We start from the raw sequence: 16,447 nt of genomic DNA, 5'->3' as shown, positions 1-16,447 counted from the left end.
AACTAAATACAGTACAAGATTAGTGTAAGAAACACTACAGACTGATTTAGAGTGCGAGGTCAGACCCTTATGAGAAATCCTCGATAAAATCTTCTAATTTATTTTTATTGTTAAGATTTTCATGCAAAGTTCTATTTAACTGGTTGTAAATGGGGCGGTATAGGGTCTATTTCATCATTTGATCCGTTTTCCTTACGGTACCATGCGAAGAAAATATAACCTAGTGTAACGCCAAGTACAATTTCTTGAATAATCTTCATAAGAACGCCACCGAGCTGTTGATCATCCATGATTGGAAGTCCATTAAACATTTCAGGGCCACTTAAAGTTAAGCCAGACAGTGCAGAAGCTGGAACACATAATTCCATTGCCACTAACCAAGCAGACGCATCTGAATAAGTTGAAAACAACGGATCAGTTGCAAAAATAATTAGTGCACAAGCAGGCGTCATTAAGATTCCACTTCCAAATACATAGGCAGTTTTCTTAACACCCGAAAGACTAGCTCGTTCAGGCAATTGATTGACTAGTGGAAACCACATAAATATGGCTGAAATAAACAGCAGTATTGTATACCCTGCATGTAACAACATATCAGTTTTCACAAAATCGAAAACTAAAGGAATATGGTAAAAAGAAAATAAAGCGTTAAAAGTAATTAATGCAAAAAGTGGTTTCGTAAAGACATTAAATATCCCTTTAATTAATGGTACGTGAAGAATATAACGCCAAAGCCATTCAGGGATTCCCATTATTAGCAAAGGCGGTACAACTAAATACAAAAAAGCCATTTGAGTCATATGTGCACTGAACATAATATGTCCCAGTAAATCCAAAGGAGATCCCTTAATAACGTACAATAACACAATCGCTGTAATGAAAAGTGCTTGCTGCTTTATTCCTATTGGTTCATTATTAATAAACTTATGGCGAAATTTAGATACGAGTAAAACATAACTGACAATGACCAGAATCAAAGAAACTAAGAAATATGGACTCCATAATGCACGAAAACCAAAAATATCGATAGACATATTTAACACCTCTATTTTACACTTATTACCCCTATTATACCTCTTTTTCTATAACAGAGACTAGTATTCCCCTTAAAATTGGTTACTTTTAACAATCTGGTCTTCGTATGAACCAAAACATTGTTATCCAATAATAGATAGGATAAGAAAGAGCCGGCCCTAAAGCACCGACTCAACTGTAACACTATAATCCAGATTGATTAGTTAATATTTTTGAACCAGGCAGTTTGAAGCGCCAGCTCTTTCTCAAAAATTAAAGCCAAACGATTGTAAGAAAGACAAGGACAGTGATTAACCCTACTGTCAATCCAGAATAAATAAATAACGCAATCGTTTCATGTCCCTTATGCTTCATATGCATAAAATAATAAAGCTGAAAAATAACCTGAATTGCAGCAAGAAGAAGAATGACTGGAATTGTAAACCAACGTGAGATTGATTCCATTGCCACCATTGCAAAGGCGATAAGCGTAAAGAAAATCATCATTGAAAAAGTAATGACTTGATGCTTCATTTCTTCTGCATTTTGTTTGCGTCGATATTCTAAATTTAAATTCGGGTTCGCTGAATTAGATTGTTGATTTGTCATCAGTTATCCCACCATTCCCATTAAATAAACGACCGTAAAGATGAATACCCAAACTACGTCAATAAAGTGCCAGTATAAACTTGCAACAAAGAATTTAGGTGCATTATATAAGCTTAAACCACGTTTTGCATTTCGCAACATAAGTGATAAAAACCACATTAGGCCAAACGTGACATGCGCGCCATGAAATCCTACAAGCGTATAGAAGGCTGAACCATATGCGCTACTAGTAAATGTATGACCTAAATGAACATAATGATTAAATTCATAAACTTCTAATGCTAGGAAACTAAAGCCAAGCACAACCGTAATAAGAAGCCAAGTCTGCATTTTCTGGAAACTGTTATTTTTCATGTGATACATTGCATAAACACTTGTTAATGAACTTGTTAATAAGATCATTGTCATTGCAAATGTTAGCGGGATTTCATATAAATCCTTAGCAAGTAGCATTCCTGAATCTGGCACCTTATCTTTTAACGCAAGATAGGTTGCAAAAAGCGAAGCAAAAAGAACAGTCTCTCCACCAAGGAACAACCAAAATCCTAAATATTTATTTTTTCCTTCTAGCGTTGCTGTTTCAGGAGCCGCAGGCCATGTAGCATCTGTAAATTTTTCTTCTACGTGCATTATGCCTTTACCTCCTTATCTTTATCGTCCATCAAGTCTTCTTTATGAATGTGGAACCCGTGATCGTCTTTTATCGAACGAATCAGCATTGAACCGAATGTAATCAATAAACCAATAATAATAACTGGTGTTGTCCAAGGCTTATCTGCATCCATGTTGTACAATGCCCCAAATGATGCAACGAACAAACCGAAAGTAATACATATAGGAATGATAGATCCATTTGGCATGTGAATGTCACCGAGCGGTTCTGCAGGTGTCATTTCCTTTTTACCTTCCATTTTTTCAATCCAATAAGCATCTAAGCCGCGAGCAAGTGGCAACTGCTTAAAGTTGTAAAACGGCGGTGGTGAAGGAATCGCCCACTCCAATGTACGTCCGTCTTCCCATGGATCGTTGCCAACTCTTACGTTTTTCACAGAAGTAATAATAATATTGATTAACAAAATTATTACTCCCACTGCCATAAACATTGCTCCTATTGTACTTACTAAGTTAGATATGTCCCAACCTTGCCCTGGAAGATACGTAAATACACGGCGCGGCATCCCCCATAAACCTAGGAAGTGTTGAATGAAGAAAGTTAAATGGAATCCAATTAAGAATAACCAGAAAGTAAACTTTCCTAATGTTTCATTTAACATTGTTCCAAATATTTTTGGCCAATAGTACGTAATACCAGCTAGAATACCAAGGACAACTCCACCAACAATTACATAGTGGAAGTGAGCTACAACGAAGTAACTGTCATGATATTGATAATCTGCAGGTGCAGCAGCAAGCATAATCCCAGTTACTCCCCCCATCGTAAACGACGGGATAAATGATACAGCATATAGCATTGGAACCGTGAATCTGACACTTCCGCCCCACATGGTAAAAATCCAGTTAAAGATCTTGATTCCTGTTGGTACAGCAATCGCCATCGTAGCTACTGCAAAAATCGCATTCGCTATCGGACCCAAGCCAACCGTAAACATATGGTGAGCCCAAACCATGAATCCTAAGAAACCAATTAAAACAGTTGCAAATACCATAGATGAATATCCGAATAGTCTTTTCCTTGAAAATGTTGCTAAAATTTCAGAAAAAATACCAAATGCAGGTAAAATTAAGATATACACCTCGGGATGCCCGAAAATCCAGAATAAATGCTCCCAGATAATTGTATTACCGCCTGCAGCAGCATCAAAGAAATTCGCTCCAAACATTCTATCAAAAAGCATTAAAGTTAATCCAACCGTTAATGGAGGAAAAGCAAAAAGTATTAGTGCAGAAACAACAAAAGTTGTCCATGTAAACATAGGCATTCTCATATAAGTCATACCTGGAGTTCGCATATTAATGATCGTAACAAGAAAGTTAATTCCTGCAATAAGCGTACCAAATCCTGATATTTGAAGGCCTAATACATAGAAGTCTACTCCATGTCCTTGAGAATGGATGGATAATGATGCATATGATGTCCAGCCCGCATCAGGTGCGCCGCCCAGGAACCATGAAAGGTTCAGCATAACACCACCGAAGAAAAACATCCAAAAACCTAAAGAGTTTAGAAATGGAAATGCAACATCACGCGCTCCAATTTGAAGCGGCATGACAGCATTCATTATTCCCAATAATATAGGCATCGCTGCCAAGAAAATCATGGTAGTACCATGCATCGTTATCATTTCATTAAAAACTCCGGCACTCATAAAGTTATTATCAGGTACTGCAAGCTGGATTCTAATGAACATCGCTTCCAAGCCACCGAGAATAAAGAATAGTCCGCCGGATATTAAATAAAGAATGGCGATTTTTTTATGGTCGACCGTTGTCATAAAATCCCATAAAGTTGCGCCAAATCCTTGTTTCTTAGCGTACGTACTCACGATTTAACCTCCATTTCAATCAATATGTTTACTTATCTTCAACTTTAAGATTAAGTAAATATTCAGCAAGTGCATCAAGCTGCTCATCTGTCAACTCACCATACTTACCAGCCATTGTGTTACCTGGTTTGTAATCATCTGGAGCTTTAATCCAATTTTTCAAATTTTCTTTATCATGAGGCAGAAAACCAGCAATACGTTCACGCTCTCCAAAGTTTGAAAGGTTAGGTCCCATCCCAGCGCCATTGCCACTTGTTGAAACAGCATGACATCCAATACAACTTTGATTGAAGATTTCTTGTCCTTGTTGTGCTAATTCGCCTTCAGCAACTTTTGGTTCTTTGGCAACAGTCTGCATACTCTTTACCCAAGAGTTAAAATCATCTTTAGATTTCGTTACGACTTTAAAATCCATTAAGGCATGGGAAGGTCCGCAAAGCTCTGCACATTTTCCGTAAAATAAATTTTGCGCTTCATCAGACTTCTTACTATCGAATACAAGATACATTTGGTTAACGCCATCTACGTTCGTATCCATTTTACCGCCTGCTGCCGGTACCCAGAATGAATGCTTAACATCTGAAGCTTTAAGATTAAAGTAAACCTTTTCATCTGTAGGTACAACTAAATCCTGGCTTGTGAAAATCCCATAATCGGGATATTCAAATTCCCACCAGTATAGGTTTGCTCGGACGTTAATAACTACAGCATCCTTTGTTTTACCATCCTTATCCTTCACTTCCATAGCAGAAGTATCAGCCAACTCGAATGTGTAAGTTACGACTGGAATCGCCATAATAATTAAAAGCAAAATTGGGATAGTCGTCCAAATCACTTCAAGTTTGTGGCTTCCCTCAACTTGTTTCGGAATACTTTCGTCACCATCTTTACGACGGAAACGAACGATAGCGATAACAAAAAGAATGACAACCACGATGATAACCACTACCATGATTAACGTACTTAATACCATCAAGTCAAACTGTTTTTGCGCTACTTCTCCAGCTGGTTTTAGCGCGGATAGATTTGCTTCTCCACAGCCTGCTAGAATTAGCGTCATTATCGCGAATAATGAAATCAGACGCCACTTTCTAAGCCTTTTCTTCATGCTTAAGAAACCCCTCTTTCGTAAAAAATTTCTCACAATTATTCAATGTGCAAGTTTTGAATTTCTTTCTATCTTAAATTTCTAATTAAAGAAAGAATTCCCTTTTGAAGGAATAAAAAAAAATAAAGTGAATCTTCATTCAGGCTTTTATGGGGCAGTTCTCCTCTCTTACGCTTCTTTGATTCCTCGAAGCCTTGAGGGGTGGGTCTTACTGCCCGTTAATTGGGATAAAAGTGATGCGTTATGATAACAATTCTATTTGCTCTTAAACAATTGTCTATGTATTAGGAATGCCTCATAAGGATACTGCCCTTTTGAGACATTCTTAGAATTTTTTTAGTTAACTACTTAAATAAGTGTAAGTATGACCATCGCTACAAACAAAATAGTCATGTAATTTAATGAATAGACAAACATTAGCTTGGCCCATTTTAAATCGTCTTTCATTTTATATCCATAAATTCCAAGGATAAACCATCCAACACTTAAGATTGTTGCTAATACTACATATGTTGTTCCAAGAGCTGTCATGAAAAATGGAACAGGAATCAACCATGCTACCCAAAGGACCATAGATCTTTTGGTAGCTTTAAATCCTTTAACAACTGGAAGCATCGGGATACCAGCAGCGCGATATTCTTCCACTCTTTTCATTGCGAGTGCATAAAAATGCGGCGGCTGCCATAAAAACATAACTAAAAATAACATCCAAGGTATGATTCCTAATCCAGGATCAACTGCTGCCCACCCAATTAATGGGGGCATTGCCCCGGAAATACTGCCAACTATTGTATTGGATACATACCTTCTTTTGGTAATCATTGTATACAGAACAACATAAGCAAAAACGCCAATACCACCCAAGATTGCAGTTGTCATATTAGTCATTGCTAGCATAGCGATTCCAAGACCAATCAATACAAAGCTAAGAATCAGAACTTTAGAAGCACTTGCCTTGCCGGTAACAGTAGGACGATTTTTCGTTCTTTCCATCAAATGATCAATATCCCGATCATAATAATTATTAAAACTGCATGAGCCAGCCATTATTAAAGCTGAGCCAGCCAAAGCAAAGAACACTTTATCCAAATTCGTTAAAAATGGCATGCCGGTAAAATGCAGTGCAAGCCATATACCAGTAAAGGTTGTTATCAAATTAGAATTTACGATTCCTATTTTTATTAAAGCAAGGAAATCCTTCCATGGTGTTGTTTCATTGTCAGAAATAGATATAGAGTTAGTTTTCATATCAGCTTCTGTCAATACTCTCGAATCAGACATTATGCATTCCTCCTTAGAGTATTTCGACAAATACGTTCATATATTTAGGTTCCTTACTATTATTCCATACTTTTCATTATTTGTAACTATGGAAGCGTCAAATTATTAAAAGCAATGTTACCCAAAGCTTCGACAACTTTCCTAATATAGAGACTGGCACCCAAAATACTATAAAAGTAAAATGAAGATAAATACCTTTTTCTGATATTAAAACACACTTTTCAATTCTTTTGTGTATGTTTTTCCTTTTCTTTATGACGGAATTGTGACTCTATCAGGAAAGGTCGTAACTTCCACCTTGCCTAAGGAATAAACAATTAGAAATCATTTTTTATACATACTCCTTATTTCTACCAGACTCTTTGAAAACTTTCAACCTTCTTTACGAAAAATCTAAATAATTAGACTATAATTCATCTCCACTGGTTAAGTTAGAATAGTTCTAAAGGTATAACGATGTATGACTCTTATTAAGTGGTTATTATCAAGTAAGTGTTTTTATATAACTAAAAGTGCGTGTTCAAAAAGGCCACAAATAACTGATTACACATATAATTACAATAATTGTCGAAATATTGACATCATATTTGATATAAATATGCTAAGATACATACATAGTCGAAATTGTAATTATTCAAAAGCACTTAAAGAAGGTGGAGTACATGCAAAAGCGTTTAAAATGGTTTGCTGTTTTAACAACGTTAGGGATGTTGCTTATTTTATTAGGAGGGGCCCTCGTAACTAAAACGGATTCTGGTATGGGTTGTGGGCGTTCTTGGCCATTATGTGAAGGCCAGCTCATTCCAAAAGTAATTACACCAGAACTATTAATTGAATTCGCACACAGAATAGTATCCGGTGTTGTAGGTCTCATGGTTCTCATTCTTTCTGTTTGGAGCTGGAGAAAGATTGGTGATATCCGGGAAACTAAATTTCTTTCTGCTCTCTCTTTTTGCTTTCTTCTTCTTCAAGGATTAATCGGAGCAGCAGCTGTTAAATGGGGGCAATCCGATTTTGTACTCGCTGCACATTTTGGAATTTCATTAATTTCTTTTGCTGCTGTTTTCTTGCTAACATTACTGATCTTTGAAGTTGACAAGAAGTTTGAAGCAGATAAATTGATCGTTGATAAACGAATGAAATTTCATATCTTCGGTTTAATCTCTTATTGTTTTTTTGTAGTCTATACTGGCGCATTAGTAAGGCATACAGAATCTAGTCTTGTATGTAAAGACTGGCCGCTTTGTGTCAATAATGAGTTTGTACTACCTTCTAACATGTATGAATGGGTACAAATGGGTCATAGGGCAGCTGCTGGGCTCATTTTCATTTGGGTCCTTTATATAACGGTTCTAGCATTTAGGCGGTATCGACAGCAGAAAGTGCTCTATTGGGGTTGGCTTTATGCGTTAATCCTTGTTTTTCTTCAAGTAGTCGCAGGGGCACTCATTATCTATTCTAGACTGAATCTGATAATCGCACTCTCTCATGCCTTATTTATCGCTTGTTTCTTTGGCGTTCTCAGCTATTTACTACTTTTAACCTCTAGAAGTAAAAAGAATGAATTGGCATTAATACAAACAACGCATTTGGAAAATAAAGATGAAGACATATCAAGTTCTTCAGTAACAATTCATTAATACAAACGAAAAAGAGAAGGCTGACCTAGGTCAGCCTTCTCTTTTTCGTTATTTAGTTATTTCTATTAATAAATCTCCTGTACTAATTGCATCGCCATTTTTAACATGAATATCTGTAATAACTCCAGAGAATGGAGCTTGTACAGTTGTTTCCATTTTCATTGCTTCATTTATAATAAGGTGATCCCCTTGCTTAACTTGATCTCCTTTTTCAACAACTACTTTTAGTACTGTTCCTGGCATTGTAGCTCCAATATGTGATTCATTTTTCGAGTCTGCTTTAAGCTTGGCTTGAACAGATGACTTTATGCCCTCATCTTTTATGATTACTTCACGGGATTGACCGTTTAATTCAAAATAAATCACTCTCGTACCATCAGCTTGCGGCTCGGAGATCGAAACAAGTCTAACAATTAAAGTCTTACCTACTTCGATTTCCACTTCTATTTCTTCACCAAGCCCCATACCATAAAGGAATGTTGGCGTATCTAGGTGCGATAAATCACCAAATTGTTCGCATGTTTTTACATAATCCAAAAATACTTTAGGATAAAGCGCATAGGCTAATACATCAAAACTTGTAACCGGTCTACCAAGTTCTTTAAATAAGTCATCTCGTAATGCAGTAAAATTAACTGGCTCTAATAATTCACCAGGTCTTACGGTAATTGGAGCTTTACCTTTTAGAATCACTTCTTGTAATTCTTTAGGGAATCCGCCTTCTGGCTGACCTAAATACCCTTCAAAAAGTTCAACCACTGAATCTGGAAAGTCCATTGTCTTTCCTTTTGTCATGACATCTTCTTCAGATAGATCGTTTTGGACCATGAATAGAGCCATATCACCAACAACTTTGGAAGAAGGCGTAACTTTAACAATATCCCCAAACATTATATTTACACGGCGATACATTTCTTTCACTTCATTCCACCGATCGCCTAACCCTACTGCCTTTGCTTGTTGCTGAAGATTGCTGTATTGTCCGCCAGGCATTTCGTGTTGATAAATTTCTGTATGTGGTGAAACCATGCCACTTTCGAAATCATGGTAATATTCCCTTACCCCTTCCCAATAGGTGGATAATTTCTCAAGAGAATTAATTTCAAGCTTCGGTTGACGTTCCGTTCCTTCAAGGGCGTAATAAAGCGTTTGAGCACTTGGTTGAGAAGTGAGCCCAGCCATTGAACCAAGTGCTGTATCAACAATATCAACACCTGCTTCTATCGCCCTTGCATACATATACGTACCATTTCCACTTGTGTCGTGAGTGTGTAAATGAATCGGTATATCTACAGTATCTTTAAGTTCCGAAATCAATCGATAAGCAGCCTCTGGTTTTAAGAGACCTGCCATATCCTTGATTCCAAGAATATGTGCTCCCTGGTTCTCCAATTCCTTAGCTAAATTTTTATAATAGTCAATTGAATATTTCACTCGTGTTGGGTCGTTTATATCTCCGGTATAACAAATAGCTGCTTCTGCTATTTTCCCGGATTGTCGAACAGCGTCAATAGCAACTTCCATTCCTTTAACCCAGTTTAAACTATCAAAAATTCGGTATACGTCGATCCCTGCTTGTGAAGATTTTTGAACGAATTCCTCAATTACATTATCCGGATAGTTCTTATAGCCAACAGCATTAGATGCGCGTAAAAGCATTTGGAAAAGGACATTTGGTGCTTTCTTTCTTAACCCAAGAAGCCTGTCCCATGGATCTTCTTTCAAGAAACGATAAGCTACATCAAACGTAGCTCCTCCCCACATTTCAAGGGAGAACAGATTCGGCACCAGTTTTGCCGTTGGTTCAGCAATTTGCAATAAATCTGTTGTTCTGATCCTTGTTGCTAAAAGAGATTGGTGGGCATCACGAAACGTCGTATCTGTGATCAGGACATCATTTTGTTCTTTAATCCATTTCACGAGACCATCAGCACCATTTGCGTCAAGTATCTGCTTTGTTCCTTGCTGTGTCGGAACATCTGCTGAGATTATTGGAATGATTGGTTTTTCAAACACTGGTTTCTTCTTCTTTTCCACTCCAGGAAAGCCGTTTACTGTTACATTCCCAATATAGGAAAGCATCTTCGTACCACGGTCTTTACGCACAGGGAAGGAAAACAGTTCAGGTGTTGTATCAATAAACGAAGTGTCATATTCGCCAGTTATAAATTTCTCATGTTTTACTACATTTTCAAGAAATGGAATGTTTGTCTTAATTCCACGAATCCTGAATTCTTTTAAATTACGCACCATTTTCGCTGCAGCTTTTTCAAAGGTAAGTGCATGAGTCGAAACTTTAACTAATAAGGAATCATAATAAGGTGTGATAACTGCACCTTGGAATGCGTTCCCTGCATCCAAACGTACTCCAAAGCCACCGCCAGAACGATAAACTGCCAATTTCCCAGTATCCGGCATAAAATCATTTAATGGATCTTCAGTTGTTACCCTTGACTGGATAGCAAAACCATTCGTTGTAATTTCATCTTGATGAGGGATACCAATTTCCTTTTCGTATAATTTATGACCTTCAGCAATTAATATCTGTGACTGAACAATATCTATTCCAGTAATCATTTCAGTAAGAGTATGCTCAACTTGTATACGTGGGTTTACTTCTATAAAGTAAAATTCATGATTTGCAACGAGGAATTCAACCGTCCCTGCATTCACATAGTTAACATTTTCCATTAATCGTACAGCAGCTTCACAAATTCTCATTCTTAAATCTTCTGTTAAAGAAACGGATGGGGCTACTTCCACTACCTTTTGGTGACGTCTTTGAACGGAACAGTCACGCTCATATAAATGAACAATTTCCCCATGTTTGTCTCCGAGGATCTGTACTTCAATATGTTTTGGATTTTGAATAAAACGTTCAACGTATACTTCATCATTACCGAAAGCCGCTTTCGCTTCAGATTTTGCTCTTGTATACGCCTCCTGAACTTCTTCTAGTTTGTTAACAATACGCATGCCTCGTCCACCGCCACCAAGCGATGCTTTAATAATAATTGGAAAACCATGCGTTTGACCAAATGCCTCTACATCTTTCACAGAAGTTGCAGGACCATCACTTCCTGGAATAACAGGAATATTCGCTAGTTCAGCTTGAGTTCTTGCTTTTACTTTATCACCGAACATATCTAAATGTTTTGTCTCAGGACCAATAAAAATAATTCCTTCTTCCTCACAACGACGAGCAAAATCAAGATTTTCTGCCAAAAATCCATATCCAGGATGAATCGCATCAACATTTTTTTTCTTGGCAATTTCAATGATGCCTTCAATATCTAAATAAGCATCGATTGGTTTTTTTCCTTCCCCAACTAAATATGCTTCGTCCGCTTTAAAACGATGGTAAGAATTTTGATCTTCTTTTGAGTATACAGCTACAGTTCTAATATTTAATTCTGTACAAGCTCGAAAAATCCTGATTGCGATTTCTCCCCGATTTGCTGCCAAAACTTTTTTTATACGTTTTACCATTAACTCACACCTACTTTTATGTATTTTTCATTTGTATATTGTAAAAAGAGCAAGATTCAAATCAAGATCTTATTCACACATAGTTATTGCACATTTAAACAATTTTTATTATGAGGCATAGTTTGAACATTACGACATTTTCACTCATAATTTTGGTCCAAAAAACCGTTTTAGTCAATCGTTTTTTAAAATTCAAAATAGTTTTGATTATAGAATTTATTATTGCATAGTATAATACAATTATAATAAAAAAGTATATAACAATAATAGGAATTTAGTATAATACAATTAAATTATATAAAAAAACTCAAACAACTATGATGATTCGTTTGAGTTAATTTCTTACTATATTATTTTCGTAAAGAAGCCTCATGTAAAGCAGATAGTTCCCTCTCAAGCGATTCTAAGAGTGACTTTCCTTCCGTCTCATCGACTAAACCTAAACGAACAGCGAAATCTATTTCACGAGATAGGCCGTACATTTGAGTATCTAGAACCTCTTCATATAGAGGACATTGAGGCATAGTTAAATTATCCATTTGTACTTTTATCAATTTAAGAATCTTGTCAGCATCTGCTTTTAATAAAGCATAAGCTTTTTCTTGATGATTGACAAGCATTTCAGATGCCATACGAAATCCCCCCGCCAATGAAGCGTACAATCTTATCTATAAATTTTACCCTTAGTTGTCTAAAAAAGCAAGGATAATTAGATAAACCATCACCCAGCTCTTCTCTACAATAATTAATAGTAAGCCCATTTAACTCTTAGAAAAATGTTAACGTCTTATTGTATAAGGACAAACTGATTGCTCCTGAATTTTTGGCTTCGTCAGCATGGAACATGTCCTTTGGTAGCGCCTTCATATCATAACCCTGTATGCTTCAGAAAGCTTAGAAGTGAACAAGAACCGAACCATTTGGGAGAACGACTTTGAAACCACCTGGACAAATGAAAAGGTTTTCTGTGACTTTTTTAACAAGTTTCTTTATACTTATTCTTGTATAATTATTGTTAGAGTCTTTTTGACCATACATACAGAGAGGGATGTTTATAGATGGAACCCATCGTATTTATTCAAGGGAAAGTGAAATTTCCAATAACATTAGATCCTGGGGTTTGGATCTTTGACGACCGTAAAGTTGAAATTGAAACCTATTTTCAGGCTGAGAAGAAAGCGGAAAATGAATTAGAGGAATATACGATTGCAGCATCCAAGCATTGGGAAAAAGAAATCCGCGAGGGAGCAACAATGCCCCCAACATTAAAGACAGAAAGAAAGTTTGAGAAACAACGTCTATTAGAAGGTACATTCGTCATTCCTTTCAAGCCTTTTCTGGATAATGCTGAACCCCATTCTGATGCCTTTGAAGTTGTTGTCAAAACAGCGGATACTGAACAAGTGTTTACTAAAGAAGCTGCCGAAGCATTTGTTCTAGGCTTTTCTATTGATGGTAAGCCTATAAAAGAAAATGGCCCAATGTACATTTATTTTGGAGATGGATCCAATATTAATCAACCAATTAAAGATGTACAGGCATTTATTATTCGATAATATAAAGTTAGATCCATGACAAAGTGTCTGAGTGTTTTACCGACTCTTCGTTAGGGAGCAACGTTTTTTTCTTTAGGCTGTTCTCGTATACTTTATTGCTTTTAAATGATATTTACGCGAATATCCTGGGGTGATTTCCGTTGCAGGCACTCCTTTGTACGGGCGGTCTAAAGGAGCCTCCTCAGTGCTTTGCACTTGCGGGGTCTCCCTCAACACGCTTCTCTAAGCAGGAGTCTCGTATATCAACTACAATCAGCACCTGCTCGAATTTGTTACTTGTTAAAACCAACAAACTTTACGAAAAGAACCTCTCTTAAAGAGGTTGTTCGAAAAGTTCGGTAAAAAAGCTGGCGAATTGTTAGAGACTATCGCTTCTCGAACTATCCTTCTTATTGAACACGCACTTAAAGTAGAGTGGCGGCAAGCTGGGCCAAACCAGATCTTTCTCCTTTTATTAATTTAACATGACCCGCAATCTGTTGTTCTTTAAATTTCTCCACTACATAGGTTAGCCCATTATTATATTCGTCAAGATATGGATGGTCTATCTGTTCGGGGTCCCCCATCAATACGATTTTACTTCTTTCGCCAACCCTTGTTAAAATCGTTTTCACTTCATGTTTCGTAAGGTTCTGAGCTTCATCTATTATGATAAATTGATCAGGGATACTTCGACCTCGAATATATGTGAGTGCCTCGACCTCAATTGAACTCATACCTGCCAAAATTGCATCCAATTCTCCAGGCTTCTTTGTGTTAAATAAATACTCTAAATTATCAAAAATCGGTTGCATCCATGGTCTTAGCTTTTCTTCCTTTTCCCCTGGTAAATACCCTATATCCTTTCCTACCGGCACGATAGGCCTTGCAACAAGTAGCTTTTTATATCGGCCAAGATCTTCAGTTTGCATTAAGCCTGCCGCAAGAGCCATTAGCGTCTTACCTGTACCTGCTTTTCCAATTAGAGTAACGAGAGGAATATCTGATCTAAGTAGAATCTCCATCGCCATAATCTGTTGAACATTTCTAGCTTTAATACCCCATATATGATCTTCATCAAAGATCAATTTTCTTGCGGTCTTTCCAGTAAAATCAACAAGAGCAACAGCAGAAGCGGAGGTACCTAGAATATCTTTCATCAATATAAATTGATTAGGATGGAGTGTTTCTTTTGTAATACTTGAAACAAGCAAACTTCCTTTTCCATAAAATTGATTAAGTAGCTCTCGCGAAACTAAAATTTCTTGAAAGCCACTATAAATATGATCCAGCTCAACAACTCGGTCACTTAGAAAATCTTGGGATAATAACCCAATTGCATCAGCCTTCACACGAACAAGGGTATCTTTACTAACTAAGATGACTGACTTACCATTTTTTTTCGTTTGTTCTTCAAGTGAAAGGTTTTTAGCTACTGCAAGAATTCGATTATCATTTGTCTTTTCGATGAAAATCTCTTGGAGCTCATGAAAAGAACGATGGTTTAGCTCAATTCTTAATTCCCCACCATTATGCAACATAATTCCATGATGCAATTTTCCTTTTTCACGAAAACCGTCTATAAGCTTTGAGACTTGTCTCGCATTCCTGCCGATTTCATCCATATATCTTTTCTTTGAATCCAATTCTTCCAATACAACTGCAGGAATGATAACTTCATTGTCTTCAAATGAAAAAATAGCGTATGGATCCTGCAGTAAAACATTCGTATCTAACACATAAATTTTGTTCAAAAGGACGCCTCCCGCCTAATCTTTTGTCGGAATATTTGTGTTGTTATTCAAGGTGGTGACTTCTTCATACATGATAAAGTTCCACCGGCGTATCCTTTCACATTTTTTATTTGCTCGATTGATCGAAACTAAGGTGAATGCCCCTTTTATAGTGGACGAGACGACTGTTGATAAAATATATGTCAATCTGCATAAAGATAGAAGAACAATTACAGACTATAAAGGAAACTTCCATCAGTATATGCATTCCCACTCTATGTACTTGTGGATAGTGACCTTTGATAATATAGAAAAGCACATGAAAAATATGAACATAAAGGAGGTCCTATAATTGATAAATCGCATTATACCTTATTTCTTTGCTAGTTTTCTTTTACTGAGCGGCTGTTCTTCACATCAACAAGGTCAAGAGAATGTTAATACGAAGAGACAACACGCAACAAATGTAAATCATTCAACGATTCAACAAACAGATCAGGTAACAGATTCTGACACTGCCAAAAGACTTATTGATTTAGCTTCAAAGGTTCCTCATGTAAATGATGCAACTGCAGTCGTTTTTGGTGACTATGCCATCGTTGGGATAGATATTGATTCTGATATTGAACGCTCACAGGTTGGGACGATCAAATATTCAGTTGGAGAAACATTAAAGCATGACCCGTTTGGAGCTAAGGCCGTAGTTGTTGCTGATCCGGACTTAAATGCTCGGATTAAAGAAGTGGCTAAAGATATCCAACATGGAAAACCAGTTCGCGGAATCTTAAATGAACTTTCGGACATTACATCAAGAATTATCCCTGAAGTTCCAGGGGATATTCAAGACCCCACTCCCGCAAAAGCGATTGAAGAACAAAAAGATAGTTTAAATGATCATGAAAAAAAGAACTTGGATGACAAACAGGAAAAGCAATCGAATGGATATAAATAAAGGAAATCATCGTACGGTGAGTTTTCTTTCGAAATAAGTACCCTCTCTTCATATATACCATAAACAACATAGATAATTATTTACTGTATGTTAAGAGAGGGTAAAAGTTCTATGAAGAAATATTTTCTCATTAGGAGAGGGACTATTCCTCTTCTTTTTTGCTTTACATTTCTTCATTGTCTAAAAAACGTGGTATACTAAATTATCAAAGTTTTTTGTTAAAGCTATGTTATCTAACGCTGTTAATCTCCAGCTCATATTAACCAAAAATCGTTTTATTAACAATTTTTTAACATAGCCTTTAGTACAGATAATTTTTATTTCGAAAGAGGTTCTTACTATGAACGTAAAATGTGTAATTTGTGATAAAGTCGAACCCATTCCTACGGATTCTCCAGAAGCAAAAAAGCTCCGAAATCGCCCTATACATACATATATGTGCCAAGAATGCCAGCAAAGAATAGAAGAAAAAACAAAGGCTCGTATTGATACAGGTAATTTCAGACTTTATCGAACGGTTAAGAAGGATGATGAATGGTAAATACTCCCATAAGTCAATTAGCTAAACTCTTTCTTTAACAT

General features: G+C 36.6%; 13 protein-coding genes. 4 read left to right on the top strand and 9 right to left on the bottom strand.

The window, feature by feature from the left end; genetic code table 11:
* Positions 1 to 131 precede the first annotated feature (131 nt).
* The 6 genes from ctaG to cyoE form a co-directional block, all read right to left on the bottom strand.
* Entirely contained in the window at positions 132 to 1,034 is a 903-nt protein-coding gene (gene ctaG, locus AC1MGI_RS11900; protein ID WP_480345451.1) for a cytochrome c oxidase assembly factor CtaG, read from the bottom strand.
* A 253-nt stretch (positions 1,035 to 1,287) separates the two neighbouring features.
* A complete protein-coding gene (gene ctaF / locus AC1MGI_RS11895) occupies positions 1,288 to 1,623 on the bottom strand; it encodes a cytochrome c oxidase subunit IVB (RefSeq protein ID WP_403073142.1) in 336 nt (111 codons plus the stop codon).
* Positions 1,624 to 1,626: 3 nt separating this feature from the next.
* Positions 1,627 to 2,253 (bottom strand): cytochrome (ubi)quinol oxidase subunit III, encoded by a 627-nt coding sequence (locus AC1MGI_RS11890; protein WP_062181521.1) that lies wholly within the window; start codon positions 2,251 to 2,253, stop codon positions 1,627 to 1,629.
* Positions 2,253 to 4,127, bottom strand: coding sequence for a cytochrome c oxidase subunit I (gene ctaD / locus AC1MGI_RS11885; RefSeq protein ID WP_480345450.1), 1,875 nt, complete (start codon positions 4,125 to 4,127; stop codon positions 2,253 to 2,255). The genes AC1MGI_RS11890 and ctaD overlap by 1 nt, the downstream gene beginning before the upstream one ends.
* A gap of 28 nt (positions 4,128 to 4,155) precedes the next feature.
* Positions 4,156 to 5,235: a cytochrome c oxidase subunit II gene (gene coxB / locus AC1MGI_RS11880; protein ID WP_480345449.1), complete on the bottom strand. Its 1,080-nt coding sequence runs from the start codon at positions 5,233 to 5,235 to the stop codon at positions 4,156 to 4,158.
* 348 nt (positions 5,236 to 5,583) lie between these two features.
* The gene (cyoE, locus tag AC1MGI_RS11875; protein WP_480345448.1) at positions 5,584 to 6,516 is read right to left on the bottom strand and encodes a heme o synthase; all 933 of its coding nucleotides are present in this window, start codon (positions 6,514 to 6,516) and stop codon (positions 5,584 to 5,586) included.
* A gap of 662 nt (positions 6,517 to 7,178) precedes the next feature.
* On the opposite strand from cyoE, the gene AC1MGI_RS11870 reads away from it, so the two are divergent.
* A complete protein-coding gene (locus AC1MGI_RS11870; RefSeq protein ID WP_480345447.1) occupies positions 7,179 to 8,156 on the top strand; it encodes a COX15/CtaA family protein in 978 nt (325 codons plus the stop codon).
* A 48-nt stretch (positions 8,157 to 8,204) separates the two neighbouring features.
* On the opposite strand, the gene pyc is transcribed toward AC1MGI_RS11870, so the two are convergent.
* Both pyc and AC1MGI_RS11860 read right to left on the bottom strand, forming a co-directional pair.
* Positions 8,205 to 11,645, bottom strand: a complete 3,441-nt coding sequence (pyc, locus tag AC1MGI_RS11865; RefSeq protein WP_480345446.1) for a pyruvate carboxylase — start codon at positions 11,643 to 11,645, stop codon at positions 8,205 to 8,207.
* Positions 11,646 to 11,995: 350 nt separating this feature from the next.
* Positions 11,996 to 12,277, bottom strand: coding sequence for an Fpa/YlaN family protein (locus tag AC1MGI_RS11860; protein WP_049680650.1), 282 nt, complete (start codon positions 12,275 to 12,277; stop codon positions 11,996 to 11,998).
* 426 nt (positions 12,278 to 12,703) lie between these two features.
* Between AC1MGI_RS11860 and AC1MGI_RS11855 the strand changes: the two genes are divergently transcribed.
* A complete protein-coding gene (locus AC1MGI_RS11855) occupies positions 12,704 to 13,201 on the top strand; it encodes a peptidyl-prolyl cis-trans isomerase (protein WP_480345445.1) in 498 nt (165 codons plus the stop codon).
* 404 nt (positions 13,202 to 13,605) lie between these two features.
* Here the strand turns inward: AC1MGI_RS11855 and AC1MGI_RS11850 are convergent, their stop codons facing one another.
* Positions 13,606 to 14,934, bottom strand: coding sequence for a PhoH family protein (locus AC1MGI_RS11850; RefSeq protein WP_403073128.1), 1,329 nt, complete (start codon positions 14,932 to 14,934; stop codon positions 13,606 to 13,608).
* Positions 14,935 to 15,265: 331 nt separating this feature from the next.
* Between AC1MGI_RS11850 and AC1MGI_RS11845 the strand changes: the two genes are divergently transcribed.
* Positions 15,266 to 15,865, top strand: a complete 600-nt coding sequence (locus AC1MGI_RS11845) for a YhcN/YlaJ family sporulation lipoprotein (protein WP_480345444.1) — start codon at positions 15,266 to 15,268, stop codon at positions 15,863 to 15,865.
* A gap of 340 nt (positions 15,866 to 16,205) precedes the next feature.
* Positions 16,206 to 16,406, top strand: a complete 201-nt coding sequence (locus AC1MGI_RS11840; RefSeq protein ID WP_062181548.1) for a YlaI family protein — start codon at positions 16,206 to 16,208, stop codon at positions 16,404 to 16,406.
* Positions 16,407 to 16,447: the final 41 nt, after the last annotated feature.

This window comes from Peribacillus sp. BM1 (assembly GCF_056679975.1).
Note: the sequence above shows the minus strand (reverse complement) of the source record. Positions and strands in the feature narration are given on the sequence as shown.